Annotated in this window: 15 protein-coding genes and 2 pseudogenes; 6 read left to right on the plus strand and 11 right to left on the minus strand. The window is 73.4% G+C overall.

The window, feature by feature from the left end; translation table 11 throughout:
* Nucleotides 1–207: 207 nt before the first annotated feature.
* Nucleotides 208–4,551 (minus strand): annotated as a pseudogene (locus tag ASC82_RS30580) (acyltransferase domain-containing protein); the annotation flags it as partial.
* A 3,026-nt stretch (nt 4,552–7,577) separates the two neighbouring features.
* Here ASC82_RS30580 and erm (ASC82_RS07365) point away from each other — a divergent pair.
* Nucleotides 7,578–8,564, plus strand: a complete 987-nt coding sequence (gene erm, locus ASC82_RS07365; protein WP_079039133.1) for a 23S ribosomal RNA methyltransferase Erm — start codon at nt 7,578–7,580, stop codon at nt 8,562–8,564.
* A 293-nt stretch (nt 8,565–8,857) separates the two neighbouring features.
* Here the strand turns inward: erm (ASC82_RS07365) and erm (ASC82_RS07370) are convergent.
* From erm (ASC82_RS07370) to ASC82_RS07380, 3 genes and pseudogenes are all read right to left on the minus strand, one after another.
* Nucleotides 8,858–9,610, minus strand: a pseudogene (gene erm / locus ASC82_RS07370) (23S ribosomal RNA methyltransferase Erm); the annotation flags it as partial.
* 413 nt (nt 9,611–10,023) lie between these two features.
* A complete protein-coding gene (gene msrA, locus ASC82_RS07375; protein ID WP_056643473.1) occupies nt 10,024–10,692 on the minus strand; it encodes a peptide-methionine (S)-S-oxide reductase MsrA in 669 nt (222 codons plus the stop codon).
* A gap of 120 nt (nt 10,693–10,812) precedes the next feature.
* Complete coding sequence (locus tag ASC82_RS07380; RefSeq protein WP_056643477.1) at nt 10,813–11,922, minus strand: hypothetical protein; 1,110 nt, start codon at nt 11,920–11,922, stop codon at nt 10,813–10,815.
* Nucleotides 11,923–11,994: 72 nt separating this feature from the next.
* Between ASC82_RS07380 and ASC82_RS07385 the strand changes: the two genes are divergently transcribed.
* Entirely contained in the window at nt 11,995–13,149 is a 1,155-nt protein-coding gene (locus ASC82_RS07385) for a cystathionine gamma-synthase (RefSeq protein ID WP_056643479.1), read from the plus strand.
* Between the two features lie 94 nt (nt 13,150–13,243).
* Here ASC82_RS07385 and ASC82_RS07390 read toward each other — a convergent pair whose 3' ends face one another.
* Genes ASC82_RS07390 through ASC82_RS07405 form a run of 4 tightly spaced genes read right to left on the minus strand, consistent with a single transcriptional unit; the run spans nt 13,244 to nt 14,802 of the window.
* Nucleotides 13,244–13,435, minus strand: a complete 192-nt coding sequence (locus ASC82_RS07390) for a DUF1059 domain-containing protein (protein ID WP_056644791.1) — start codon at nt 13,433–13,435, stop codon at nt 13,244–13,246.
* 59 nt (nt 13,436–13,494) lie between these two features.
* Nucleotides 13,495–13,743, minus strand: coding sequence for a hypothetical protein (locus ASC82_RS07395; RefSeq protein ID WP_079039135.1), 249 nt, complete (start codon nt 13,741–13,743; stop codon nt 13,495–13,497).
* Nucleotides 13,740–14,234 carry a sigma factor-like helix-turn-helix DNA-binding protein gene (locus ASC82_RS07400; RefSeq protein ID WP_056643481.1) on the minus strand — a complete coding sequence of 165 codons (495 nt, stop codon included), beginning with the start codon at nt 14,232–14,234 and terminating at the stop codon, nt 13,740–13,742. The genes ASC82_RS07395 and ASC82_RS07400 overlap by 4 nt, the downstream gene beginning before the upstream one ends.
* A gap of 31 nt (nt 14,235–14,265) precedes the next feature.
* Nucleotides 14,266–14,802 (minus strand): MarR family transcriptional regulator, encoded by a 537-nt coding sequence (locus ASC82_RS07405; protein WP_024759499.1) that lies wholly within the window; start codon nt 14,800–14,802, stop codon nt 14,266–14,268.
* 148 nt (nt 14,803–14,950) lie between these two features.
* Between ASC82_RS07405 and ilvA the strand changes: the two genes are divergently transcribed.
* Nucleotides 14,951–16,180, plus strand: a complete 1,230-nt coding sequence (gene ilvA / locus ASC82_RS07410; protein WP_056643483.1) for a threonine ammonia-lyase — start codon at nt 14,951–14,953, stop codon at nt 16,178–16,180.
* Nucleotides 16,181–16,317: 137 nt separating this feature from the next.
* Here ilvA and ASC82_RS07415 read toward each other — a convergent pair whose 3' ends face one another.
* The gene (locus ASC82_RS07415) at nt 16,318–16,794 is read right to left on the minus strand and encodes a helix-turn-helix domain-containing protein (protein WP_056643485.1); all 477 of its coding nucleotides are present in this window, start codon (nt 16,792–16,794) and stop codon (nt 16,318–16,320) included.
* A 258-nt stretch (nt 16,795–17,052) separates the two neighbouring features.
* Here ASC82_RS07415 and ASC82_RS07420 point away from each other — a divergent pair, with 258 nt between their 5' ends.
* From ASC82_RS07420 to ASC82_RS07430, 3 genes are all read left to right on the plus strand, one after another.
* The gene (locus ASC82_RS07420; RefSeq protein WP_056643487.1) at nt 17,053–19,971 is read left to right on the plus strand and encodes a BTAD domain-containing putative transcriptional regulator; all 2,919 of its coding nucleotides are present in this window, start codon (nt 17,053–17,055) and stop codon (nt 19,969–19,971) included.
* 136 nt (nt 19,972–20,107) lie between these two features.
* Nucleotides 20,108–21,154: an ATP-binding cassette domain-containing protein gene (locus ASC82_RS07425; RefSeq protein WP_056643488.1), complete on the plus strand. Its 1,047-nt coding sequence runs from the start codon at nt 20,108–20,110 to the stop codon at nt 21,152–21,154.
* Entirely contained in the window at nt 21,151–21,957 is an 807-nt protein-coding gene (locus ASC82_RS07430; protein WP_056643489.1) for an ABC transporter permease, read from the plus strand. Before ASC82_RS07425 ends, ASC82_RS07430 begins: the two co-directional genes overlap by 4 nt.
* Before the next feature lie 15 nt (nt 21,958–21,972).
* On the opposite strand, the gene ASC82_RS31350 is transcribed toward ASC82_RS07430, so the two are convergent.
* Together ASC82_RS31350 and ASC82_RS07440 are read right to left on the minus strand one after the other, a co-directional pair.
* On the minus strand, nt 21,973–24,258 hold the full coding sequence (locus ASC82_RS31350) for a serine/threonine-protein kinase (RefSeq protein ID WP_056643491.1): 2,286 nt from the start codon (nt 24,256–24,258) through the stop codon (nt 21,973–21,975).
* Between the two features lie 63 nt (nt 24,259–24,321).
* Nucleotides 24,322–26,727, minus strand: coding sequence for a protein kinase (locus ASC82_RS07440; RefSeq protein WP_079039138.1), 2,406 nt, complete (start codon nt 26,725–26,727; stop codon nt 24,322–24,324).
* Nucleotides 26,728–26,825 lie beyond the last annotated feature (98 nt).

The following is a 26,825-nucleotide window of genomic DNA, read 5'->3' on the forward strand; positions in this document are numbered from 1 at the left end:
CATCCATCGGGCTGCGTGGGTGCCGAGGGCTCCGGTGCCGCCGGTGATGAGGACGGTTCCGTGGGGTTGCCAGTCGCGTGCGGGTCGGCGTCCGTGGAGCGGGGAGCGGGCGAGGCGGCGGGCGTGGAGTCCGGTGGTGCGTATGGCGATTTGGTCCTCGCCGGTGCTGCCGGCGAGGACGGTCACGAGGTGGCCGAGGGTCGACGNGGCTGCGTGGGTGCCGAGGGCTCCGGTGCCGCCGGTGATGAGGACGGTTCCGTGGGGTTGCCAGTCGCGTGCGGGTCGGCGTCCGTGGAGCGGGGCGCGGGCGAGGCGGCGGGCGTGGAGTCCGGTGGTGCGTATGGCGATTTGGTCCTCGCCGGTGCTGCCGGCGAGGACGGTCACGAGGTGGCCGAGGGTCGACGGGTCGAGCTCGGTGGGCAGGTCGAGGAGACCGGCCCAGCGCTCGGGGTGTTCGAGGGCGACGACGCGGCCGAGGCCCCAGAGCATGGCCTGGTCGGGGTCGGCGGGCGTGTCGTCGCGCCCGGTGGAGACGGCGTTCCGCGTGATGGACCACAGCGGCGCGGTGACGGCGGCGTCCCCGAGCGCCTGCACCCAGGCGACCTGCGGGACGAGCGCGTCGAGCAGGGAGACCACACCGGCGAACGCGTCGCCGTCCGTGATCCCGGCGATCCGCGCGGCGAGCGCCTCACGGTCGTCGTCCGCACCGGCCGTCAGCACCTCCACCGTGGCACCGGCCTCGGTCAGCGCGGCGAGCACGGCGGCCGCCTCCGAGGAGCGGTCCTCGGGAGTGACGGCGAGCCAGCGCCCGGACAGCGCGTTCTGCCCGGCCTGCTCGGTGCCCGTCAGACGCTTCCAGTCGACGCGGTAGCGCCAGTCGTCGGCGGTCGTGGTGGGGGGAGTGTTCTGGAGCCAGTAGCGCTCGGCCTGGAAGGCGTACGTGGGAAGGCCGGGCCGCCCGGCCGCAGCGGGAAGCAGCGGCGTCCAGTCCACGGGCAGGCCACTGGCCCACGCCTCGGCGAGCGAGGTGACCAGGCGGTCCTGGCCGCCCTCCTGGCGGCGGAGGGTGCCGAGTCCGGTGACGGTCTCGGGGAGGGCCATGGTGAGGACGGGGTGGGCGCTGACTTCGATGAAGTGGGTGAAGCCTTCGTCGGGGGTCTCGACGGCCGGCGCGAAGCCGACGCGGTGACGGAGGTTGCGGTACCAGTAGGCGCCGTCGAGAGCGGCCTCGGTGATCCAGGTGCCTTCGAGCGTCGAGTAGAACGGCACGCGGGGTGCTTGCGGGTTCAGCCCGGCGAGGAATTCGGCGAGCTCGGCCTCGATGATCTCGACGTGGGCGCTGTGGGAGGCGTAGTCGACGGGGATGATCCGTGCGCGTTCGCCGTCGGCCTTGCAGGCGCGGGCGAGTTCTTCGATCTGGACGGGGTCGCCGGAGACGACGGTGGCGGTGGGCCCGTTCACGGCGGCTACCGACAACCCGTCGAAGTCCACGAGCCGTTCGAGGACAGCGTCCTCGCTCAGGGCGAGGGAGAGCATGCCGCCCTTGCCGGCGAGGTGCGCGGCGATGGACTGGCTGCGCAGGGCCACGACCCGAGCGGCGTCGTCCAGAGTCAGCGCCCCGGCGACGTATGCGGCGGCGATCTCGCCCTGCGAGTGGCCGATGACGGCCTGCGGTGTCACACCGTAGTGCTGCCAGACCCGAGCCAGCGACACCATGACGGCGAAGGTCACGGGCTGGACGACATCGACCCGCTCCAGCGAGGGCGCACCCGGCGCCTGCCGGACGACGGCCTCAAGCGACCAGTCGACGTACGGGGCGAGCGCGGCCTCACACTCGGCCATCGCCGCGGCGAACTCCTGGGAAGAATCAAGAAGTTCGGCGCCCATCCCGGCCCACTGCGTGCCCTGGCCGGGGAACACGAACGCCACGCGACCGAGGTCGGACGCCGTGCCGCGTATCAGCTCCTCCGGAGCGGCCAAAGCCTGTATCAGGGCGTCCTGATCGGCACCGAGAGCCACCGCGCGGTGCTCGAACGCGGCACGTCCACCGGCCAGTACGCGTGCGACGGCACCCGCATCGAGGTCCGTACGACCGTCCGCGTACGACGCGAGCCGCCCGATCTGCGCGTCGAGCGCGGCCGGGGACTTCGCCGACACGAGCCACGGCACGACACCGGCCGGGGACTCGACGGCCTGCGCCGCCTCGGGGGCGGAGGCCGGGGCCTCTTCGAGGACGACGTGAGCGTTCGTACCGCTGATGCCGAACGACGAGACCGCCGCGCGGCGCAGACCGCCGTCACCCTTCTCCGGCCACTCCATGGCCTCGGTGAGCAGCTCGACCGCGCCCGCCGACCAGTCGACCTGGTCCGAGGGCTCGTCCACGTGCAGGGTCTTCGGGAGCACGCCGTGGCGCATCGCCTGGACCATCTTGATCACACCGGAGACGCCGGCGGCGGCCTGCGTGTGTCCGATGTTGGACTTCAACGAGCCGAGCCGTAGGGGCTGTTCGGCGTCCCGGCCCCGGCCGTAGGTGGCGATGAGGGCCTGCGCCTCGATGGGGTCGCCGAGGCGCGTGCCCGTGCCGTGCGCTTCGACGACGTCCACGTCGGCCGTCGTGAGCCGGGCGTCGGCCAGCGCGCGCTGGATGACGCGCTGCTGGGACGGGCCGTTCGGGGCCGTGAGGCCGTTGCTGGCGCCGTCCTGGTTGACCGCGCTGCCGCGGACGACCGCGAGGACCTGGTGGCCCTTGCGGCGCGCGTCCGACAGGCGCTCGACGAGGAGGACGCCGACGCCCTCGGCCCAGCTGGTGCCGTCCGCCGACGCGGCGAACGCCTTCGACCGGCCGTCCCCGGCGAGACCGCGCTGCCGGCTGAACTCGACGAACATCCCCGGCGTCGGCATCACGGCCACACCGCCGGCGAGGGCCATGTCGACCTCGCCCTTGCGCAGGGCCTGCACGGCGAGGTGGAGCGCGACCAGCGACGACGAGCACGCCGTGTCGACGGTGAGGGCGGGGCCCTCAAGGCCGAGCGTGTACGAGACGCGGCCCGACATCACGCTGGCCGTGTTGCCGGTGAGCAGGTAGCCGTCGAGGCCCTCCCCGCCGTCCCGCAGGCTCGGCCCGTACTCGTGGGTCATCGCCCCGGTGAAGACGCCGACCTGCTGTCCCCGCAGCGATGTCGGGTCGATCCCGGCGTCCTCGACGGCCTCCCAGGAGGTTTCGAGGAGGAGGCGCTGCTGCGGGTCCATGGCGAGGGCCTCGCGGGGCGAGATGCCGAAGAACGCCGCGTCGAAGCCTGCGACGTTCTCGATGAACCCGCCCTGCCGGACGTACGACGTCCCGGGGTGCTCGGGGTCCGGGTGGTACAGCCCCTCGACGTCCCAGCCGCGGTCCTCGGGGAAGCCGGAGATGGCGTCCCCGCCGCCCGCGACGAGCCGCCACAGGTCCTCGGGCGAGGCGACGCCGCCGGGCAGGCGGCACGCCATGCCGACGATCGCCACCGGCTCGTCGGCGACACCGTTGTCCGCTGGGAGCGACTCCGCGCCACCGGCCCGCTGCCCCAGGGCCTCGCCGTGCAGGACGACGAGCAGCTGCTCCGCCAGCGCCTCGGGGGTCGGGAAGTCGAAGATCATGGACGGCGCCATGCGCACGCCGAAGGCCGCGTTGATCCGGTTGCGCAGGTCCACACCGGTCAGCGAGGTACAGCCGGCCTCACGGAAGGTCCGGTCGACGTCGATCCGAGCGCCCGACGCGTACCCGAGGATCTGGGCCGTCTGCGCCCGGACCTTGTCCAGGATCACGCGCAGCTGCTCGTCCCGGTCGAGCTTCGCGAGCTCGGCGGCCTCCGTGCGCAGCACGGCGGGCTGGACCGGCAGCTCGGCCGCGGGGGCGAGCGCCTCGATCTCGCCGAGCCAGTGGCGCTCGGTCTGGAAGGCGTACGTGGGGAGGTCGGAGAGGTCGGCATGGCCGGCCGTCGCGGGGAGGAGCGGGCTCCAGTCGACCGCGAGGCCGTTGGTCCATGCTTCGGCGAGCGAGGTGATGAGCCGGTCCTGGCCGCCCTCCTGGCGGCGGAGGGTGCCGAGTCCGGTGACGGTCTCGGGGAGGGCCATGGTGAGGACGGGGTGGGCGCTGATCTCGATGAAGTGGGTGAAGCCTTCGTCGGTGGCGAGGGTCTCGACGGCGGGGGCGAAGCCGACGCGGTGGCGGAGGTTGCGGTACCAGTAGGTGCCGTCGAGAGCGGCCTCGGTGATCCAGGTGCCTTCGAGCGTCGAGAAGAACGGCACCTGCGGCACCTGCGGGGTCAGCCCGGAGAGGACCTTGGCGAGCTCGGCCTCGATGATCTCGACCTGAGCGCTGTGGGAGGCGTAGTCGACGGGGATGATCCGCGCGCGGAACCCGTCGGCCTTGCAGGCGCGGGCGAGTTCCTGGATCTGTACGGGGTCGCCGGAGACAACGGTGGCGGTCGGCCCGTTTACGGCGGCCACCGACAACCCGTCGAAGTCCACGAGCCGTTCGAGGACAGCGGCCTCGCTCAGGGCGAGCGAGAGCATGCCGCCCTTGCCGGCGAGGTGCGCGGCGATCGACTGGCTGCGCAGGGCCACGACCCGAGCGGCGTCGTCCAGAGTCAGCGCCCCGGCGACGTATGCGGCGGCGATCTCGCCCTGCGAGTGCCCGATGACGGCCTGCGGCGTCACGCCGTAGTGCTGCCAGACCCGAGCCAGCGACACCNGCCCCGGCGACGTATGCGGCGGCGATCTCGCCCTGCGAGTGCCCGATGACGGCCTGCGGCGTCACGCCGTAGTGCTGCCAGACCCGAGCCAGCGACACCATCACCGCGAAGGTGACGGGCTGAACGACATCGACCCGCTCCAGCGAAGGAGCACCCGGCGCCTGCCGGACGACGGCCTCAAGCGACCAGTCCACGTACGGGGAGAGCGCGGCCTCACACTCGGCCATCGCCGCGGCGAACTCCTGGGAAGAATAAAGAAGTTCGGCGCCCATCCCGGCCCACTGTGTGCCCTGGCCCGGGAACACGAACGCCACCCGGCCGACGCCGGAGGCGACGCCCCGGACCAGACCCTCAGGAGCGGCCAGCGCCGCAGCGAGGTCGTCCCGTCCGGCGCCGATCGCGACGGCCCGGTGCTCGAACCGGGCACGCCCGCCGACGAGTACGCGCGCGACGGCGCCCGCATCGGCATCCGTACGAGCGTCGGCGAACGCGGCGAGCAGCCCGAGCTGCGCATCGAGCGCGCCCGCGGTCTTCGCCGACACCACCCACGGCACGACACCGCCGGCCGAAGGCCCGACGGCCAGGGTGCCCTCGGAGCCGGAGCCGGAGCCGGAGCCGGAGCCGGAGCCGGAGCCGGAGCCGGCGTCCGAGTCGGAGCCGGCGTCGGAGCCGGCGTCGGAGGCGACCGGAGCCTCCTCAAGCACCACGTGCGCGTTCGTCCCGCCCATGCCGAACGACGACACGCCGACGACCATCCGCTGCCCGTCATGCTCCGGCTCCCACGGCAGGTACGCCGTGTTCACCTTGAGGTTCAGTTCCTCGAACGGGATCGCCGGGTTCGGGGTCTCGTAGTTCAGGCTGGCGGGCAGCGCGCGGCCACGGAGCGCCAGGACGGCCTTGATGAAGCCGGCGATGCCGGCCGCGCCCTCCAGGTGCCCGATGTTCGTCTTGACCGAGCCGACCAGGAGCGGCTGTCCGGCCGGGCGGCCGGTGCCGAGGGCGGCGCCGAGCGCGGCGGCCTCGATCGGGTCGCCCACGGGGGTGCCCGTGCCGTGCAGCTCGACGTACCGCACGTCGGACGGCGCGGTCCCGGCCTGCGCGTGGGCCTCGCGGAGCACGGCCTCCTGCGCGGCGGCGTCGGGGGTCGTCATGCCCTGGACGGCACCGCCGTTGTTGACGGCGCTGCCCCGGATCACGGCGAGCACCGGGTCGCCGTCGGCGATCGCCCGGGAGAGCCGCTTCAGGACGACGAAGCCGCCGCCCTCGCCGCGTACGTAGCCGTTCGCGCGCGCGTCGAAGGTGTAGGCGCGGCCGTCGGGGGAGAGACCGCCGAACTTGCCGGCCCCGATGGTGCTGTCCGGCACCAGGTTGAGCGAGACGCCGCCGGCGAGCGCGAGCTCGGACTCGCCGCGTCGCAGGCTCTCGCACGCCAGGTGGACGGCGACGAGCGACGAGGACTGGCCGGAGTCGACGACGAGGCTCGGGCCGCGGAGCCCGAGCGTGTAGGAGAGCCGGTTGGCGATGACGCCCCGGTGGAGTCCGGTGACGGTGTGCGGGGTGATGGCGGCGGCGCCCTGGCGGTGCTTGAGGGTCGCGTAGTCGTCCCAGATGGCGCCCGCGAAGACGCCGGTACGGGTACCGGTGAGCGAGGACGGGTCGATCCCGGCGCGTTCCAGGGCCTCCCAGCCCAGCTCCAGGGCGAGCCGCTGCTGCGGGTCCATCTCCGCGGCCTCGCGGGGCGAGATGCCGAAGAACGCGGCGTCGAAGCGGTCGACGTCCTCGATGAAGCCGCCCCAGCGGGTGTTCATCCGGCCGGGGGCGGAGCGGTCCGGGTCGAAGAGGTCGGCCGCGTTCCAGCGGTCCGCGGGGACGTCGGTGACGGCCTGACCGCCGGCGGTCAGGAGCTCCCAGAACTCTCTCGGGTCCCGGGCGCCGGGCACCCGGCAGGAGATGCCGACGACGGCGACGGGTTCCGCTGTGCCGTGCGCGGAACCTGCGTCGTTCGACACGGACACGAATTCCTCGGACTCACTCTTGGACACTGTCGACATCTCTCCACGAATCAATTCGGCGCGCACACCACCGGTGGGAAGCACGAGAGAAGGAGTGCTCCGCACGATCGGGTCCGGCCGGGGAAACCCCCGTCGGACCCGCACTTCCCCCATGTACCACGCTGCCGCCCCACGCCCTGTCACCGGTGTTCTCGCACCGGTCCTGGTAATTCCGGCTGAAGACATCCGGCTCCGTTTCCGGAAGCCGCCCTTTCACCCAACCCCAGGGCACCCCCCCTATGCTCCCCCTAGGTTCCCCCTATACCTGGCGTGGACCCCAGGCCAGGGATGTCCGGCGGCGCGCGGGACCCCCCTTGTCGGGACGTCCGGGAGGGCCTGATCGCCACCTGTGCGGAGCCCATGGTGTTGCGTCGACTCCCGCTCTATACCAATGGTCGGGAAATCTGCGCCAGGTAAAGAGAGAGCAACGGCCGATCTTGATGGATTGGCTTGTTTCCACCCCCCGACCTGACATATTCCGGCCGATTAGGAAGTGGAGGCCTGCCGGAGGCGGGCTCAACCCGGCTAGCAGAGAGGACCGTTGACGGGGACGCCAGCCAACGACTCCCCGAGCGCCCCCAATGTCACGTCTCCACACCTCACTTGGGGATCGACGACTTCCCGACGTCCTCTCCCGCCCCCTCCGCCCCACCCCTCGCGAGCCCCCGTCAGGCCCATCCAGAAGCCCTCGTGACGGTCCGTCACTCTGTCAACTCGCTCCCCGGCCGCGCGGTGACCCGTGAGGTATGGTCCGTGCCAAGTCCATTGATCACGGAAGCCAGGGAGGGGATCGTTCATGGCCGTGCGCGACTCCGCACCGAGACGAGCGGATCGAGACGTCCTCCGCCGCGAATTGGGGCAGAATTTCCTCCAGGACGACAGAGCCGTGCGCAATCTCGTCCGACTGGCCGAAGGAGACGGAAGGCACGTTCTCGAGATCGGCCCCGGAAAGGGCGCGATCACCGAGGAGTTGGTGCGCTCCTTCGACACCGTGACGGCCGTGGAGATGGACCCGCACTGGGCCGAGCACGTGCGGAGGAAGTTCGAAGGGGAAAGGGTCACCGTATTCCAGGGGGATTTCCTCGACTTTCGATTTCCGCGTGAGATCGACACCGTGGTCGGAAACGTTCCCTTCGGTATCACCACCCAGATCCTCCGGAGTCTCCTGGAATCCACCGACTGGCAGTCGGCGGCGCTGATCGTGCAGTGGGAGGTCGCCCGCAAACGCGCCGGCCGCAGCGGCGGATCGCTGCTCACCACCTCCTGGGCGCCCTGGTACGAGTTCGAGGTCCACGACCGCGTCCGAGCCGCGTCGTTCCGTCCGATGCCCCGCGTCGACGGCGGCATCCTGACGATCAGGCGACGCCCCCGGCCCCTGCTGCCGGAGAGCGCGTGCCGCGCCTTCCAGAACTTCGCCGAAGCCGTTTTCACCGGCCCCGGCCGGGGCCTCGCCGAGATCCTCCGGCGCCACATCCCGCGGCAGACGTACCGCTCCCTCGCCGACCGCCACGGAATTCCGGACGGCGGACTGCCGAAGGACCTGAACCTCACCCAGTGGGTGGCCCTCTTCGAGGCCTCCCGGTCCGGGCACGCGCCGGGCGGGACCAGCCCGCGCACGCCCGCCCAGGGCTCCGGCCGGGACCACGAGCCCGCGACGCCCGGGGGACGCAGGCTCGGCCCCCAGCGCGGCGGCGACCCCTACGCTCCCCGCGGCCAGGTCCGGCAGACGAAGGGCCGCCAGGGCGCGCGAGGCTCGTCGTACGGCCGCCGCACGGGCAGGTAAACGGGCAGGTAAGAGGCCCGCGCGGACCCACAGCCCCACGCCCCCCACCCTGGGGGGGCAGGTCAGGAGCCCTCCGGGCGCCCCCGGCCCCGCCCCGGCTCCGACCCGGTGGAGCTGCGCACGGCGCGCCCACGCCCGCGCCGCGCCTGCGGCACACCCCGGCGGTTCCCGGACACCCGGCCTCCCGGATGACCGGCCCCGGCCCGGAACACCCCGGGCGCTCCGGCCGCGCCGACGACCGCGCCGTCGACACCGTCGATGGCCCCGCCGGCCGTACCGCCCGCCAGCTCCCACAGCGAGGCCCACTGGCCGGGCTTGAGATCCTTGGGCAGCGCGTGCGGCGAGATGTCGTTGTTCCACAGCCACGCCGCGAGCTCGCGCTGCGAGATCCGCCCGGTGCGCCGCAGGATCTCCTTCAGCCCGTTCCCCTTGCCGGTGAACACCTGGCGCACGAAGTCCTGGTACGTCTTCACCTGGCCCACGAGCGGCGCGGACCGCCGCCGGATGACCAGGATCCCGCCGTCCACCCCCGGCATGGGACGGAAGGCACGCGCGGGGACGCGGGAGTGCAGGTCGAACTCGTACCAGGGCGCCCAGGAGGCCGTCAGCATGGTCGACCCGCCGACGCCGGCCCTGCGGCGGGCGACCTCCCACTGGACGAGGAGGACGGCGGTGTGCCAGTGCTGGGCGTCGAGCAGCCGCCGCATGATCGCGGTCGTGAGGTGGAAGGGGACGTTGCCGACGACCACGTGCGGGTGGCGCGGCAGCGGGAAGCGCAGGAAGTCGTGGTGGACCACGGTCACATGACCGGGGGTACGGACACCGAGGCGCTGCGCCCGCCGCCCGTCGAGCTCGACGGCGGTGACCGGCCTGCCGTGCCGGCTCAAGGGGAGGGTCAGGGCTCCGTCACCCGGACCGATCTCCAGTATCGGACCCTTGGTGCGGGCCACCAGACCGTCGATCTCGTCGATCACGGACCGGTCGACGAGGAAGTTCTGACCGAGCTCGTGTCGGCCGCCCTGCGGGGAAAACGGGGAAAAAGGCATGAGTCTGCTCCGCGAAACCGTTCGGAGCCGGAGCAGCACGAAGAGCCGCACCGGCGGGACCCGGAAGCGGAGGGCCTGAACAAAGCGCGAAAGCGCGAGAAGAGGGGCCCGCCGCTAGGCGCGGCGCAGCCTCATGTAACGGGCCTGAGAGTGGCAGAACTGCATGGCGCCAGCGTAACACCGCCGGAATCCGGCCCGATTGAGGTTCCTGGAGCCCCGGAACAGCCGGCGCCCCTGCCGGTTCCGAAGCCGCGCCGACCCCGAAGCCCCTGCCGGTTCCGAAGCCGCGCCGACCCGAAGCCCTGCCGGTTCCGAAGCCCCGCCGACCCCGAAGCCCCTGCCGACCCCGACGCCCCCGCCGGTCCGGAAGCCCCCGCAGGAGGCGTCCGTCGCGGCGGGGGCGTCGGCCGGGATCAGGCCCCCGGCGCCTCGGCGACGCCGATCGGGCAGGAGACGCCCGTACCACCGATGCCGCAGTAGCCCGCCGGATTCTTGTCCAGATACTGCTGGTGGTATCCCTCGGCCGGATAGAACGGACGCTCCTCGTCCGCCGGCAGGACGTGGGTGGTGATCTCGCCGTAGCCGGAGCCCGCGAGGACCTTCTGGTAGGCCGCGCGGGAGGCCTCGGCCTGGGTGGCCTGGGCGGGGGAGTGGGTGTAGACCGCCGAGCGGTACTGGGTGCCCACGTCGTTGCCCTGGCGGAAGCCCTGGGTCGGGTCGTGGGACTCCCAGAAGAGCTTCAGGAGGGACTCGTACGACACCTTCGACGGGTCGAAGACGACCCGGACGGCCTCGGTGTGGCCGGTCAGGCCCGAGCAGACCTCCTCGTACACCGGGTTCGGCGTGATGCCGCCCTGGTAGCCGACGAGCGTCGTCCAGACGCCCTCGGTCTGCCAGAACTTGCGCTCGGCGCCCCAGAAGCAGCCCAGGGCGAAGTCGGCGACCTCCAGCCCCTCCGGGTAGGGGCCGAGGAGCGGGTTGCCGAGGACCGTGTGGCGCTCCGGGACGGAGAACTCCGGCTCCGGGCGCCCGCGCAGGGCCTGCTCGGGGGTGGGGAGGACGGGGGTGCGGGACAGGAACATGCTGCATCTCTCCTCGACGGTCGGCGCTACGCACAACAAGGGAGGGCCGGGAGGGATTCCCCCCGGCCCCCCGGCCCCCTCTGGCCCTCCCCGGCAATCGACCGCCGAAAGACGCGGGCCTCAGCGCGGCAGCGTCACCGGGCTGCCGCCGTTCGCCTCGTACCCCGCCACCGCCAGGTTCCGGAAGACCGTGTACTCCGCCGCCGGGTCCCCGCTCAGCGTCCACGGCACCGCACCCACGTGCCCGTCGACGTGCACCAGCTGGTGCATGGCCTCCGCCCAGCGCTCGCCGCGCACCAGGAACCAGACGAGCAGGTGCCGGACGTGCGCGAGCATCGGGTCGTCGGGCCGGGCCGAGTGGACCGCGTACAGCGCGCCCTCCGTCGCCTTGCTCACCACGGCCGTACGGAAGAAGTCCTGCACCAGCACCACGTCCGGCACGTGCTCGTACACCGCGAACAGCGGAAGCGCCGCGAGCAGCGAACCGTGCGGGGCGCGCGCCGCGGCCGTCGTCGCGAAGTGGTCGGCCTCCTCGCGCGAACCGTGCCACTTCTCGCACCAGTAGTGCAGGGCCGCCAGGTGCGCCCCCATGTGCTGCGGAGCCCGGTCGATGACCTTCGCCCACACCTGGTCGAACTGCTCGTGGCCGTAGCCGAGGCCGCGCGCCACGGCCAGCTGCGTGATGTACGGGACGGGGTCCCCGGGCGCGAGCAGCGCCGCCTCGTCGGCGACCTTCCGCGCCTCCTCCAGGATGATCCGGAAGTCGTCGCTCCCGGCCGCGGAGGAGCGCCACGCCTGCTGCACCAGGAACTCGGCGTGCACGGCCGCGCCGCCCGCGTCCTTCGGAGCGTCCGCCCGCCAGGCCCGCAGCCACGCCCCGCCGGCGCCCGGCCGTTCCTGGAGCTCCAGGGAGGCGGCGCCCGCGAAGGCCTGGACGCGCTGCCAGCGCACCTCGCCGTCCTTGCCGGTGTCGGCGAGGAGCCGCGAGGCCGCCCGCCAGTCCTGGGTGGCCTGGACGACGTCGAGGACGTGGAGGAGGTCGTCGTCGGCCCCCGGCAGCCGTACGTCCTGCTCCTCCTGGCGCATGAAGCCGTACGCCTCCGGGTCCGCCGCGTCGGGTGCGCCCGGCGAGACCTGACGGATTCCGCCGCCGCCCCGGCGGGCCAGCACGAAGCGGCTGAGCACGCCGAACAGCAGCACCATCGCGATCAGGAACAAGAGAATCTCCATGCGTCCATTGTCCAGGACACCCGGTGAGACGATCGAGGCGGCGGGGGGCGTGCGGCACTACGCTCCTGACCCATGAGCGACCAGCACTCTCACCAGAGCTTCGAGACCCGCGCGATCCACGCGGGCAACACCGCCGACCCGCTGACCGGCGCGGTCGTCCCGCCCATCTACCAGGTGTCCACCTACAAGCAGGACGGCGTGGGCGGGCTGCGCGGCGGTTACGAGTACAGCCGCAGCGCGAACCCGACCCGTACCGCCCTGGAGGAGAACCTGGCGGCCCTGGAGGGCGGCCGGCGCGGTCTCGCCTTCGCCTCCGGGCTCGCCGCCGAGGACTGCCTCCTGCGCACGCTCCTCGCGCCCGGCGACCACGTGGTCATCCCGAACGACGCCTACGGCGGCACCTTCCGGCTCTTCGCGAAGGTCGTGGAGCGCTGGGGCGTGGACTTCTCGGTGGCGAACACCTCCGACATCGCCTCGGTGCGGGAGGCCGTCAACGACCGTACGAAGCTGATCTGGGTCGAGACCCCCTCGAACCCGCTCCTCGGCATCACCGACATCGAGGCCGTCGCCGGCGTCGCCCGCCAGGCCGGCGTGAAGCTCGTCGTCGACAACACCTTCGCCTCGCCGTACCTCCAGCAGCCGCTGGCGCTCGGCGCGGACGTCGTCGTGCACTCGCTCACCAAGTACATGGGCGGGCACTCGGACGTCGTCGGCGGCGCCCTCGTCACGGCCGACGCGGCGCTCGGCGAGGAGCTCGCCTACCACCAGAACGCGATGGGCGCGGTCGCCGGGCCCTTCGACTCGTGGATCGTGCTGCGCGGCATCAAGACGCTCGCGGTGCGCATGGACCGCCACAGCGAGAACGCCACGAAGATCGTCGAGATGCTGACCCAGCACCCGAAGGTCACCCAGGTCCTCTACCCGGGCCTGCCGGAGCACCCGGGCCACGAGATCGCGGCCAAGCAGATGCGCTCCTTCGGCGGCATGATCTCCTTCCGCGTGCAGGGCGGCGAGGAGGCGGCGGTCGAGGTCTGCAACCGCGCGCAGCTCTTCACCCTCGGTGAGTCGCTGGGCGGCGTCGAGTCCCTCATCGAGCACCCGGGCCGCATGACGCACGCGAGCGTCGCGGGCTCCGCCCTGGAGGTCCCGGCCGACCTGGTCCGCGTCTCCGTGGGCATCGAGAACGTCGAGGACCTGCTCGCGGACCTCCGCCAGGCCCTGGGCTAGTCGGCGGGGCCGGTCGGCGCCGCCGGTCGGCGGACCGGCCGGCGGTACGGAGGGCTCGGGCACCCCCAGGGGCGGCCCGGGCCCTCCGGCGCGGTCAGGTCCCCGGCAGCGCTTCCTTCAGCTCGGCCCGGACCTGCTCGCGGAGCTCTGGCGAGTCCGTGTGCTCGTGCACGGAGACCATGTGCTCGGCGGCCGCCCGGACGACCTCGTCCTCCTCGCCCGAGATGTAGAGCGAGCAGCCCGAGACGCTCGGGGTGTCCCGGCAGTCGGTAGCTTTCCTGGCCATGACGACCTCCCGTCGACCCCTCCTCCAGGCTAGGCCCAGGCCGGGGGGCAGGCGCGTCGTCACCAGCCTTCGAGCGGTGGCGTCGTCTCCGGCGGGACCTCCCAGGGCCGGGTCGCCGAAGCCCACACCGTGAAGACGATCACGGCGACGAGGCACAGCCCCCACAGCACCCGGCGGGCCGTCCGGTCCCGGCGGACCCGTCGCGATCCGCTCTCCACGGCCCGTACGGCGAGGTCGGCGGGGACCGGCGGGTGCGGGGTGTCGAGCATCCGCCGGACCGCCGCCTCCTTGTCCTCGTGCCGGCTCACGCGGCGTCCTCGTGCCGGGGCACGCGCGCACCCTCCCGCCGCGCCTCCCGCGCCGCGGCCCGGAGCGTGGCGACCGAGCGGGCGCAGACGGCGCGGACGCGGGCCTCGGAGAGCCCGAGCACGGCCGCGACCTGCTCCTCGGCCACGCCTTCGTACAGCCGCAGGACGACGACGAGCCGTTCCTGCGGGGTGAGCGCGGCCAGCGGCCCCCGTCCGCCGTGGTGCCGCCAGGCGGTGCGGGCGAAGCGGGCGGCGAGATCGCGGCGCGCGAGGTCGTACGGGTCCTCGTCGCGCAGCCGCGCCCACACCGCGTACGTATGGGCGAGCGCGGCGGTCAGCAGGGCCCTGGCATGGGGGTTGTCGGTACGGGACTCGGCGGTGAGCAGGGTCGCGGCATGGAGCAGCCGCCCTGCCGCCCCGGCCACGAAATCCTCGAACTCCCGGGTGCGGCGGGCCTGTTCGCCGTCAGGTCCGCTCCGATGCTCTCGCACCCCCTCATAGGAGGGCAGCGAGGGGCCGGGGTCAAGAGGTCGGCGCGGACTCCGTCGACGAAGTCCCGGAGCCGGTCCCCGGGTGCCCGACGTGCGCCGACTGCCGTGCGGACAGGGCGGTGTTGAAGCGGGTGAGCAGGGTGCAGAAGGATTCGCGCTCGGCCTGCGTCCAGCCGTCCGTGACCTCCACCATCAGCTGGCGGCGCGAGGAGCGGACCTCCTCCAGGCGGGCGAGGCCGCGCGGCGACAGCTGGAGCACGACCGCGCGCCCGTCCTCCGGGTGCGAGGTCCGCTTGACCAGGCCGGTGTCGACGAGCGGGGCGACCTGCCGGGTGACCGTGGACGAGTCGATCCCCATGCCCGCCGCGAGCGCCTTGACGCCCATCGGCCCTTCCTGGTCCAGCCGGTTGAGGAGCAGGTAGGCGGCGCGGTCCATGGAGTTGCGGAGCTGCCCCGTGCCGCCCAGGCGGGTCTGCTCGGCCCGGCGGGCGAAGACGGCCACCTGGTGCTGGAGGGCGTCGAGGAGACCGGGGTCGAGCTCAGTCGTCATGTCCTGAGATGTGGGCATGGCTGTGGGTCTCTCTCGTGCGGGGTGGTCGGTTGGTGGGGGACAGAGTACGCGTACGAAACGGGGTCCGTACCGGGGCTGCGCAAACCGGATCCGGCGCCTGCCCGCCGAGCGGCCACGAGGGCGGTGAGCTGCGAGACTTGCTGTCATGAGCTTCCGTACGCGAGACCCCTTGCACCACCTCATGCTGGACGACGTGCGCGGGGCGCAGAAGATGCTGTCCGGGGTGGCCCGCGTGACCGCGATGGAGGGCAGCCGCCACCTGTCGTCGCTGGTGGGGGCGCCGGTCCAGCTCAAGTGCGAGAACCTCCAGCGGACCGGTTCGTTCAAGCTGCGCGGGGCGTACGTGCGGATCGCCGGGCTGCGCCCCGAGGAGCGGGCCGCCGGGGTCGTCGCCGCCTCGGCGGGCAACCACGCGCAGGGCGTCGCGCTCGCCTCGAAGCTGCTCGGCGTGCACGCGACGGTCTTCATGCCCGTCGGCGCCCCGCTGCCGAAGGTCGCGGCGACCCGGGAGTACGGCGCGGAGGTCCGGATGCACGGCCACGTCGTCGACGAGACGCTGGCGGCGGCGGAGGAGTACGCCCGGGAGACGGGCGCGGTCTTCATCCACCCCTTCGACCACCCCGACATCATCGCGGGGCAGGGCACGGTCGGCCTGGAGATCCTGGAGCAGTGCCCGGAGGTCCGGACGATCCTCGTGGGCATCGGCGGCGGCGGTCTGGCGGCCGGGGTGGGGCTCGCGGTGAAGTCGCTGCGCCCGGACGTGAAGGTGATCGGCGTGCAGGCGGAGGGCGCGGCGGCCTATCCGCCCTCGCTGGCCGCCGGGCATCCGGTGGTGATCGAGTCGCCGGTGACGATGGCGGACGGGATCAAGGTGGGGCGGCCGGGCGACGTGCCGTTCTCCCTGATCCAGGAGTACGTGGACGAGGTCCGCACCGTCTCCGAGGACCAGCTGTCCTCGGCGCTGCTGCTCTGCCTGGAGCGGGCCAAACTGCTCGTCGAACCGGCCGGCGCGAGCCCGGTGGCGGCCCTCCTCGCCGACCCGACGGCCTTCCAGGGGCCCGTCGTGGCGATCCTGTCCGGCGGGAACGTCGATCCGCTGCTCCTCCAGCGGATCCTGCGGCACGGCATGGCCGCCGGGGGCCGCTATCTGAGCCTGCGGCTGCGGGTGACGGACCGGCCGGGGGCGCTCGCGACCCTGCTCGCGGTCCTCACGGTGGTCGACGCGAACGTCCTCGACGTCAGCCACGTGCGGACGGACCCGCGCCTGGGCCTCACGGAGGCGGAGGTCGAGCTGCACCTGGAGACGAAGGGCCCGGAGCACTGCCGGGAGGTCGAGGAGGCGCTGCGGGACGCGGGCTACACGGTCCTCGGCTGACGGGCGCGCCCGCGCCCCGTACGCGTACCCCCGTACGCGTACCCCCGTACGCGTACCCCCGTACGCGTACCCCCGCACCTCCCCGCCGTACACGTACCCCGTATCCCCTTACGCGTACGCCGTTCCGCGTCGTCCCGTCAGCCCGGGCGGTGGAGCCGGGCGGCCCGGGTGAGCTCGGCCGCCAGGCCGCCGAGCAGGGCACCCGCCACGACCAGGCCGAGGGGCCGGACACCGGCGGGACGGACGCCGCCCTGGCGGACGGCCACATGCCGGACGGCGACGTGACGACCGTCCCCGTGACGCCCCGGGACTGGAGCAGGAGCCCCGGTCGTCGCGCGCGCGGCGGACTCGTGCGCGAGCGAGTGCTCCAGGCGAATCAGCAGCGGCCGGGGGTCCTGCCCGGCGGCCGCCGCGAACTGCTCCACGGCGATCCGGGTCGGCAACTGCTTCTGGTTCAGGAACCGTTCCCACGAGGAGCGGCTGTAGTGCGTGCGCTGCGCGAGCTTGCCGTAGCTGAGCTCCATGGCGCACTTGATCCGCCGCATCTCGGCCGTCAGCTCCGCCCAGGGCGCGGCCTCGCATCCCGCGCATCCCCGGCCACCGTTCGCAGCCATCCCCGATCCCCCGATCAGTCGTCCTTCTCGCCAGGAGCCACAGCCTCGCCCGCGGGGCCAACGGTCCACCAACGGAGCGCCAACGGGGGCGGCCGGTGGTGACCGGTAGCGGTCGTCCCGGGCCCTCCCGCGTCCCTGGGACGACGACTCGCCCACCATGCGGAAACCCCCTCACGAATCACCGTGCCCGTGCCTACGATGCGTTCGTCGGATCACCACCCTGGCGGCTGGTGGACGGCCTTGGGGGGATGGTTCGCCGTGCGTTTCGGGCTGCTGGGTTCGTTCGTCGTGGAGGACGCCGGGGGCACGCCCCGGCAGATCGGGACGCCGAAGGCGCGTGCCCTGCTGGCCGTGCTGCTGCTGCGGGGCGGTTCGCCGGTGTCCTGGGACACCGTGAAGACCGCGATCTGGGGGGAGTCCGTTCCGGCCACCGCGCGTGCCTCGCTCCACAACCACGTCGCCCGCCTCCGGCGCGATCTGGACGAGAGCGGCGACCGCATCCAGGTCACCCCGGCCGGCTTCCGGCTGCGGGTCCTCGACGACGAACTGGACGTCACCCTCTTCGACCGGTACGTCTGCCGGGCGCGGACGGCGCGCCTGGCCGAGGACTGGGCGGAGGTCGAGGCGTTGACGTGCTCGGCGCTCGCCCTGTGGCGTGGCGCGCCGCTCTCCGACGTACCCCTGCCCGACACCGAACGGGAACCGTTCGTGAGGCGCATGGAGGAGGCCAGGCTCCAGGTGCTGGAGTGGGGCTACGAGGCCGACCTGCACCTGGGCAGACACCAGGGCATCGCCGCCGAGCTCGCCGAACTGGTCGCGGCCCACCCGCTGCGCGAGACATTCGTCGGCCAGCTGATGCTGGCCCTCCACCGCAGCGGCCGGCCGGCCGACGCCCTCCTCGCGTACGACACCGCCCGCCGGACGATCCGCCGGGAGCTGGGCGTCGACCCGGAGCCGGGGCTCGTGGAACTGCACCGCCGCATCCTGACGCTCGACCCGTCGCTCACCGCGCAACCGGCCGCGGAACCGCAGACCACGCCCGCACCCGCCACGAACGCCCCGACCACCGACCTCTCGATCCCCCACCCCATCGCCGCGGACCCATCCGCCGAACCCCACCCCACCCCGCACCAACTCCCCTCCTCACCTGCCGACTTCACCGGCAGGGAGCAGGAGCTGGACCGCATCGTCGGAGAGCTGGCCGAGGCAGACCGCCCCGACGGGGCGACGGTCCTCGTCCACCGCGTCTCGGGCAGCGGCGGCATGGGCAAGACGACGCTGATGGTGCGGGCGGCGCACGAGATCCGCGAGCGCTTCCCCGACGGCCAGATCTTCCTCGACCTGGGCGGCATGACGACGATGCCCATGTCTCCCGAGAGCGCGCTCGGCCTGCTGCTCCGCACGCTCGGCGTGGCGCCGGAGGAGGTGCCGTGCGGGCTCCAGGCCCGCAGCGCACAGTTCCGCAGCCTGATCGCCGGCCGGCGGATGCTGATCCTCCTGGACGACGCGGGCGACGCGGCCCAGATACGGCCCCTGCTGCCGGGCTCGGCGGGCAGCGCCGTCCTGGTGACCAGCCGCCGCAGACTGGTCAGCTTCCCGGGCGTACGGATCGACCTCGGCGCCCTGCCCGACGACGCGGCCCGCCGGCTCCTCGCGTCGATCGCCGGCGAGGACCGGGTCGCGGCCCGGCCGGCCGCCACGGCGGAGGTCCTGCGCGCCTGCGGCGGGATGCCGCTGGCGCTGCGCCTCGCCGGGTCCCGTCTCGCGGCGCGCCCCGCCTGGTCGGTGCAGGACCTGGCCCACCGGCTGACCAGCCACGGCCGGGTCCTGCGGGAGCTCTACGCCGACGACCTGCACGTCCGCACGGCGCTCCAGATGAGTTACGAGCTCCTCCTCCAGGAGTCGCAGGAGTCGCAGGAGTCGCAGGAGTCACAGGAGTCGCAGGCGGCCCAGGGGTCCCCGGGGCACACGGGGTCCCCGGGGCACACAGGCCCCGCGCGGGCGTTCAGGCTGCTCGGCCTGATGCCGAGCGCGGCCTTCGGCACCGCCGTCGCCGCGGCCGTCCTCGACTGCGACGAGAAGTCCGTCGAGGACTGGCTGGAGGCGCTCGTCGACGCCCACCTCCTGGAGTCCCCCGCGCCGGGCCGCTACCAGTTCCACTGCCTGCTCCAGGCGCTCGCCGTGGAGCTGGCCGAGGAATCGGACAGCGAGGAGGAGCGCGCGCTGGCCGTCGAGCGCTTCGTCCTGTGGTGCCTGCACGGCGCCGACGCGGCCACCGCCCGCCTGGCACCCGCCGCCCGCCGCGTACCCCTGGACGCCGGTGCGCGACTGCGCGGCCCCTTCGCCGACTACGACGAGGCGTACGGCTGGTACGAGCGGGAGCGGGAGGTGCTGGTCGCCGCGGTGAGCCTGGCCCACGATGCAGGCCTGCACGCGCAGGCCTGGAGCCTCGCCGCCTCCCTCTGGGCGTACCTGAGGCTCGGCCGCAACGACGACTGGCTCACCACGCACACCGTCGGCCTCGCGGCGGCCAGGGCCACCGGGGACGAGCGGGCCGAGGCGTGGATGCTGAACGGCCTCGGGAACCAGGTGCTCAACACGGGCCGCCCCGCCGAGGCGATCGGCTACTTCCGCCGGGCGCTGCGCATCCACGAGGGGATGCCGGGCCGGGACGCCGAGCTCTCCGCCGTCTTCAACAACATCGGCACGTGCTTCACCGATCTCGGCGACCACGAGTCCGCGCTCCACCACTACCGGAAGTCCCTCGTGCGGGAACCGGAGAGCTGCGCCACCCTGAACAACATGGCGGACGCGCTGTCCCACCTGGGCCGCCACGACGAGGCGCTCGACGTGCTCGACCGGGCCGAGGCGATCCAGCGGGCGACGCGGGACCTCGTCAGCCTCGCCATCGGCCTGCGGGTGCGGGGCGACGTGCTGCGCACGGCGGACCGGGCGGCGGAGGCGGTCGAGGCGTACCGGCGGGCGCTCGCCCTCCAGCGGCTCGGCGGGGACCAGCACAGCGAGGCCGTCTCGCTCATGGGGCTCGGGGACGCCTTCGCCGACCTGGAGCGCCGGACCGAGGCCGAGGCCTGCTGGGGGAAGGCGCTCCGCTGGATGGAACGCCTCGGCGACCAGGGCAGGTCCGTCGACCTGCGCAAGCGCCTGGCGGGGGCGTAGGGCCTGTCGGACCCCGATCCCGCGGGCGCCGCGCCCCCCAAGATCATGTGGCGCAAGTCACAAATTCACTGGGCAGGGGCCGCCCGGCAAACCTAGGATCGGTAGGAAACGCCCGAATCTCCCTGGGAGAACCCACATGCCAGGCGCGATCTACGCCGAGGGTCTGGTGAAGACCTTCGGTGACGTACGAGCTCTGGACGGCGTCGACCTCGACGTACCGGAGGGCACCGTCCTGGGCCTCCTCGGCCCGAACGGCGCGGGGAAGACCACCACCGTGCGCGTCCTGACGACGCTCCTCCAGCCCGACAGTGGCAGGGCCGTCGTCGCCGGGATCGACGTCCTCAAGCATCCCGAACAGGTCCGCCGCTCGATCGGCCTGTCCGGCCAGTTCGCCGCGGTCGACGAGTACCTCACCGGCCGCGAGAACCTCCAGATGGTCGGGCAGCTCTACCAGATGAAGGCGAAGGCGGCGAAGGTACGGGCCGACGAGCTGCTCGAACGGTTCCGGCTCGCGGACGCCGCCGACCGCACCGCCAAGACGTACTCCGGCGGCATGCGCCGGCGCCTCGACCTCGCGGCCGCTCTCGTCGTCTCCCCGCCGGTCATGTTCATGGACGAGCCGACGACGGGCCTCGACCCCCGAAACCGGCAGGCGCTGTGGGAGGTCATCAAGGAACTCGTCGCGGGCGGTACGACGCTGCTCCTCACCACCCAGTACCTGGAGGAGGCCGACCACCTCGCCCACGACATCTGCGTCGTCGACCAGGGCAAGGTCATCGCGCGCGGCACGTCCGACCAGCTCAAGGCCCAGACGGGCGGCGAGCGCGTCGAGGTCGTCGTCCACGAACCGGAGATGATCGCGGGCGCCCGCGACGTCCTCGCCCGCTACGGCATCGCGGGCCGCGGCCAGGCCGAGGTGTCCGTCGAGGACCACACGCGCATGCTCACCGTCCCCGTCTCCGGCGGTGCCAAGATCCTCGCCGAGGTCATCCGCGACCTGGACGCCGTCGGCGTCGAGATCGACGACATCGGCCTGCGGCGCCCCACCCTCGACGACGTCTTCATCTCCCTGACCGGCCACGCGGCCGCGCTGACGGAGGAGGAGAACGGCGAGTCGACCCCCAAGGACGACCCCGGCGGCCGCGGCCGCGACCGTGACGTGGCGAAGGAGGCGGCCAAGTGAGCACCGTGAACGACTCCCTGGTCATCGCCCGCCGCAACCTCATCCGCATGACCCGGATCCCCGAGATGATCCTCTTCGGGCTGATCCAGCCGGTGATGTTCGTGATCCTCTTCACGTACGTCTTCGGCGGCTCCATGAGCATCGGCGGCAGCACCGATCCGGACGTCTACAAGAACTTCCTGATGGCGGGCATCTTCGCGCAGACCGTCACCTTCGCCACGGCCGGCGCGGGCGCGGGCATCGCGGACGACATGCACAAGGGCCTCATCGACCGCTTCCGCTCCCTGCCGATGGCGCGCGGCGCGGTCCTCACCGGTCGTACCCTCGCGGACCTCGTCCAGACCGCGCTGACGCTCCTGGTCCTCGCGATCGTCGCGCTGCTCATCGGCTGGCGCCCGGGCTACGCGGCGCCGACCAACTTCGGCAAGGTCATGGCCGGCTTCGCCCTGCTCCTGCTCCTCGGTTACGCGTTCACGTGGATCGGCGCCCTCATCGGCCTCTCGGTCCGCACCCCGGAGGCGGCGACGTCCGGCGGCCTGATCTGGCTCTTCCCGGTCACGTTCATCTCGAACGCGTTCGTGGACTCCAGCCAGATGCCGTCCTGGCTCCAGCCGATCGCCGAGTGGAACCCCTTCAGCGCCACCGTCCAGGCCTGCCGCAAGCTCTTCGGCGACCCGGGTCTGTCCCCGTCCGACGCCTGGCCGATGACGAACCCGATCTGGGCGTCGCTGATCTACTCGGTCCTGATCGTCGTCATCTTCCGCACGCTGTCGGTCCGCAAGTACCGCCGCGCGGACGGCTGACCGCCCCTGCCCCGGTCAGGGCAGATACCCGGAGACGACGAGGCCGTCGGGGAGGGCGAGGAACACCGCCCCTCCGGCGGCCAGCGCGTCTCCGGCGGCCTGCGGCGTGAAGCCGTCGGGCATGTTGGGTCGGTAGTCCTCCCTGTCGTTGTCGTCGGTAGGACCGGAGGCCGGATAGGAGACGACCGTCTCCGTGCCCGCGACCACGACCCGATCGCCCGCGAGATAGACGCGCTGCCCGAAGTCCGCCCACGCCCGCCACCGCTCGTCGCCGCTCTCCAGGTCGTACGTGACGACCTTGTCGCCCGCGTCGATGACGGCGACGAGTCCGTCAGCGCTCACCGCGGGCCCGGCCGAGACCTGGCTGCCGAGCGTGCGGCGCAGCGCGAGCGTCGCGGGGTCGAGGACGCCGACGGTGCCGTCCTGGCGGCCCGAGCACAGCACGCTGCCGCTCTTCTCGTGGACGGTGAAGCCGCCGCAGGCCTCCGTGCCCCGCGCCGTCACCTTGCCGGTACGGGCGTCCAGGGCGACCGGCACGTTGCCGAGCGGGACGAACACCCGCCCGGCCGCCGAGACCGGCTCCTCCGGCAGGGCGTCGAGGGGCGTCTGCCACAGCGTCTTGCCGTCGCCGAGGCGGACGGCGGTCACGAGCCCCGTCCGCTCGTCGCGCATGTTGACGTACGTGGAGTAGAGGACCCCGTCGAGCAGGTCGGTGCCCTTCACGGCCCAGTCCGGCCCGGGCGCCGGGATCCGGCTCCGCACCTTTCCGTCCAGGACCCCGTACGCGACGACCCCGTCCGGCCCCGTGACGTACGCGGTGTCGCCGATCACCGCCGGATACTGGGCTCCGCTGCGCACCCCCTCGCCCCGGCCCAGCACCTTCCACCTCTGCTTGCCGTCCGCCGCGTTCAGCCCGGTGACCGCGCCGCCGGACCCGGGGCAGACGAGGACCTTGGGGGAGAGCGCGCAGGTGCCCGCGCCGGGCTCCACCTCGGTGGTCCACGGCGACCATTCGGCCGGGCGGTACGCGCGGTCCGTGCCGGCCTTGCCGAAGTCGTTGGTGTGGCCCGCGCCGCCGTACGGCAGCACGACCTGGCTCAGCGCCGCCGGAGCCGGGTTCCCCGACGCGCTGGGCGTGCCGGACGTGGTGGGCGCCCCCGCGACCCCGCCGGCGGAACCGCCGTCCCCGTCGTTCCGGTTGAGCAGCACCACCCCGACCGTCGCGAGCACTGCCACGGCCACCGCCCCCGCGACGACCGCGCCCCACGGCCGCCGGCGCGGCGCCACGGGAGCGGCCGGCGTCACGGGCCGGTCCGTCATGGCGGTGGGGGAGTACGGCACGACGGGCCCGAGCGTCGGCAGGTCCGCCACGCCCGCGCCCGAGGACGCGGCCTCCCCGATGTCACGCGCGGCCTCCCCGTACGTGGCGAGCAGCGACAACACCCCACCGGGCCAAGGGAAGACCTCGGGAGCGGCCCCGCCGCCGAGCAGCTCCACCAGCTCCACGGCCGTGGGCCGCGCCGCCGGGTCGAGCCGCAGGCAGCGCTCCACCATCGGCCGCAACTCCTCCGGTACCCCCGACAGTTCGGCGTCCGCCCGGGTGATCCGATAGATCACCGCGGCCATCTCGTCGTCCTGGAACGGACCTTGGCCGCTGGCCGCGAAGGCGAGCACCGCGCCCAGACAGAAGACGTCCGATGCGGGCACCACCGCCCGGCTCCCCACCAGGTGCTCGGGCGACATGAACCCCGGGGAGCCGATCACGAGCCCCGTCGAGGTCAGCGCCGTCGCCTCGAAGGCCTGGGCGATGCCGAAGTCGATCAGCTTCGGCCCGGCCGCGCCGAGCAGCACGTTCGCGGGCTTGAGGTCCCGGTGCAGGACCTCCACCCGGTGCACCTCCGCCAGGGCCGTGGCGAGCGCGGTCCCGAGGGCCCGTACGGCCGCGACGGGCAGCGCCCCCGACCGGACGACGGCCTCGGCGAGCGAGGGCCCCGGCACGTACTCCGTCGCCAGCCACGGCGAGGGCGCGTCGGCGTCGGCGTCCACGAGCCGCGCCACGCCCGGCCCGTCCACGGTCCGCGCCGCCGCGATCTCCCGCCGGAAGCGGGTCCGGAAGTCCCCGTCGACCTCCAGGTCCTCGCGCACGGTCTTCACGGCGACCATCCGGTACGGATCGGCCGTCGGCTCGTCGGCCCGGCAGGCGAGATGCACCTCGCCCATGCCGCCCGCACCGATCCGGGCCAGCAGCCGGTACGGCCCGACGAGCCGCGGGGGCTGCCCCGAGGGGAGAGCTTCCAGCACCGAACAGGTCCTTTCAGGACGTCACTTGAACGGGATCACGCGAGCGGGATCAGATCGGCGGGGTCACTTGGGGAGTTCGACCGACGCCACCGCGCCCTTGTCGAAGACGACGTACGCGATCCCGCCCACCGGCAGGACCTCCGGCCCCCGGATCTGCAGGGAGGGGAACTCGCCCCAGTTCGGGTCGTAGTCCTCCTCCTCGGCGCGCGCCCCCGGGGCCCCCGGCACCGCCGTGACCTTGAGTCCGCCGGGCGTGCCGTCGGCGGCGAGCCGCACGGTGTAGAGCGAGGAGTAGTCGGCGTACACGACCCGGTCGCCGACGAGCAGCGGCGAGGACCAGCTCTGGGCCAGGCCGGCCGGGGCCGCCGAGGCGGGGAAGGAGGCGCGCGTCCCGCCGGTGCGCGGGTCGAGGATCTTCAGACCCTTGTCCCAGGCCAGGACGGCCCGAGGGCCGACCGCCGCGGGGGCGGTCCTGCCGAGCGGGCCGGGCAGCGACCCCTTCGAGGCGAGGGTGCGCGCGTCGAGCAGGTGCAGGGCGGAGTCCCTGCCGCTCCCGACGCCCGCGCAGTACGCCGCCGCGCCGAGCACCTTGATCTTCTGGCAGGAGTTGGCGTCCTGGTCGACCTGCCCGAGCTGGGTGCCCTTCCTGGCGTCGTACGCGACGAGCCCGCCCTGGCTGAGGGCGTAGACGACCCCCCGGGAGTAGGCGAGCGGCTCGTACGGCATGCGTTCGGCCAGGGAGATCTGCCCGTTGGTGAGCTCCTTCGACCAGAGCTGCTTCCCGTCGGCCAGGGAGAACGCCGTCAGGGCGGCCCTGACCCAGGAGTTGTCCTCCCTGACCTCCGTGGCGACGAAGACGATCCCGTCGCCGACGACGGGCCGCGTCTCGAAGAAGCCCTGCGGCCCCTGCGCGGGCTTCTCCCAGCGCACGGCTCCGGTGCGCGCGTCGCGCACCTGGAGGGACTGCGCGGCGACGAGGACCACGCTGCCCTCGTGGACGGTGGGGCGGGTGGCGCCACCGGCCGCGTGGGGGAACCCCTTGCCGGTCACATAGGTCTCGGGCGGGGAGTTCTCGGCGCGCTCGACGCCCCACAGCTTCTTCCCGCTCGCCGGATCCAGCGCCTCGTACCGCCCGTCCGTCGTCCGGCAGACCAGCACCTTCTCGTTGGCCGAGCAGCCGAACGCCGGCGAGCCCAGCTTCGCCTTCCACGGCTTCCAGCCGGCCGGCCGCTGGGCGGTGTTCTGCGGGACGACCCCGGAGGCGTCGGCGAGTCCCCGGTCGTCCACGCCAGGGATACGGGGAGCGGCGGGCGGGGCGGCCTTCGCGGGGGCCTTCCGCTGCTTCGCCTCGCTCTCCGGCCACAGCAGATACGTGCCGAGGCCCCCGGCCACGACCACGAGCGCGAGAGCGGCGGCGAGGATCCGCCCCCGCCGCCCCCGACGCGCGGGCGCGGCGGCGGGCGCGGACAGCGGTCCCTGCGTCGGTACGGAGTGCAGCCCGGGCACCCCGGACGTCACCACGGGCCCCCGGGGATCGGGCGGGGCCGCGACCTCCAGGAGCGGCCCGCCCGAGGCGACGAGCTGGGCGAGCTCCGTCCCGTACTCGCTGATGTGGTCCCGTACGCCCTCCGGCCAGGGGAAGCGACTCCCCGCGTCCGCGCCGAGCAGCTCCGCGAGCCGCTCCGGCGTGGGCCGGTCGGCCGGGTCCGCGGCCAGGCAGGCGGCGACGGTCGCGCGCAGCTCCTCCGGCACGCGGCTCAGGTCGGCCTCGGCCTGCGAGACGCGGTAGAGGACGGCGGCGAGCGGCCCGTCGCCGAAGGGGTCCTCGCCGGTCGCCGCGTAGCAGAGGAGCGAGCCGAGGCAGAAGACGTCGGAGGCGGCCGTCACCCGCCGGGCCCCGGCCACGTGCTCGGGCGACATGAAGGCCGGGGTGCCGACCATCACCCCCGTCGCGGTCATGGTGGTGGCGGCGTTGCTGCGGGCGATGCCGAAGTCGATGAGGCGGGGCCCGTCGACGGAGAGCATGACGTTCCCCGGCTTGAGGTCCCGGTGCAGGACCCCGGCCGCGTGCAGGTCGGCGAGGGCGCGGGCGATCCCGGCGCCGACGGCGCGCACGGTGGCGACGGGCAGCGCGCCGCCGCGCCGCACGGCCTGGGAGAGGCTGGGCCCGGGGACGTACGCGGTGGCCAGCCAGGGCACCTCGGCGTCGGCGTCGCCGCCGACGGGCGCGGCGGCGTACGGGCTGGAGACGAGCGAGGCGACCCGGATCTCGCGCCGGAAGCGGTCCCGGAAGGCCGGATCGCCGGCGACGTCCCGCCGCACCGTCTTCACGGCGACGTAGACCCCGTCGGCCGCTCCCCGGCCCAGGAAGACCTCGCCCATGCCGCCGGCGCCGAGCCGGGCCAGCACCTCGTACGGTCCGATCTGTGGTGGCGTGCCCTCACGCAGCGGTCCCAGCACTGTGCCCATCCCCCCTGATGACGCAACGTCAGGCCGCATCATTGCATGTGCATGCAAGGCAAAGGCCGGACCCCCGAGGGGTCCGGCCCGTCATGCGAAGCCCGTCA

This window comes from Streptomyces sp. Root431 (genome assembly GCF_001426585.1).
Classification (GTDB): domain Bacteria; phylum Actinomycetota; class Actinomycetes; order Streptomycetales; family Streptomycetaceae; genus Streptomyces; species Streptomyces stackebrandtii.

Coding starts and splice junctions, on each gene's coding strand:
- erm (WP_079039133.1), top strand. CDS start 7,578: ATGGCCGTGCGCGACTCCGCACCGAGACGAGCGGATCGAGACGTCCTC.
- msrA (WP_056643473.1), bottom strand. CDS start 10,692: ATGTTCCTGTCCCGCACCCCCGTCCTCCCCACCCCCGAGCAGGCCCTG.
- ASC82_RS07380 (WP_056643477.1), bottom strand. CDS start 11,922: ATGGAGATTCTCTTGTTCCTGATCGCGATGGTGCTGCTGTTCGGCGTG.
- ASC82_RS07385 (WP_056643479.1), top strand. CDS start 11,995: ATGAGCGACCAGCACTCTCACCAGAGCTTCGAGACCCGCGCGATCCAC.
- ASC82_RS07390 (WP_056644791.1), bottom strand. CDS start 13,435: ATGGCCAGGAAAGCTACCGACTGCCGGGACACCCCGAGCGTCTCGGGC.
- ASC82_RS07405 (WP_024759499.1), bottom strand. CDS start 14,802: ATGCCCACATCTCAGGACATGACGACTGAGCTCGACCCCGGTCTCCTC.
- ilvA (WP_056643483.1), top strand. CDS start 14,951: ATGAGCTTCCGTACGCGAGACCCCTTGCACCACCTCATGCTGGACGAC.
- ASC82_RS07415 (WP_056643485.1), bottom strand. CDS start 16,794: ATGGCTGCGAACGGTGGCCGGGGATGCGCGGGATGCGAGGCCGCGCCC.
- ASC82_RS07425 (WP_056643488.1), top strand. CDS start 20,108: ATGCCAGGCGCGATCTACGCCGAGGGTCTGGTGAAGACCTTCGGTGAC.
- ASC82_RS07440 (WP_079039138.1), bottom strand. CDS start 26,727: ATGGGCACAGTGCTGGGACCGCTGCGTGAGGGCACGCCACCACAGATC.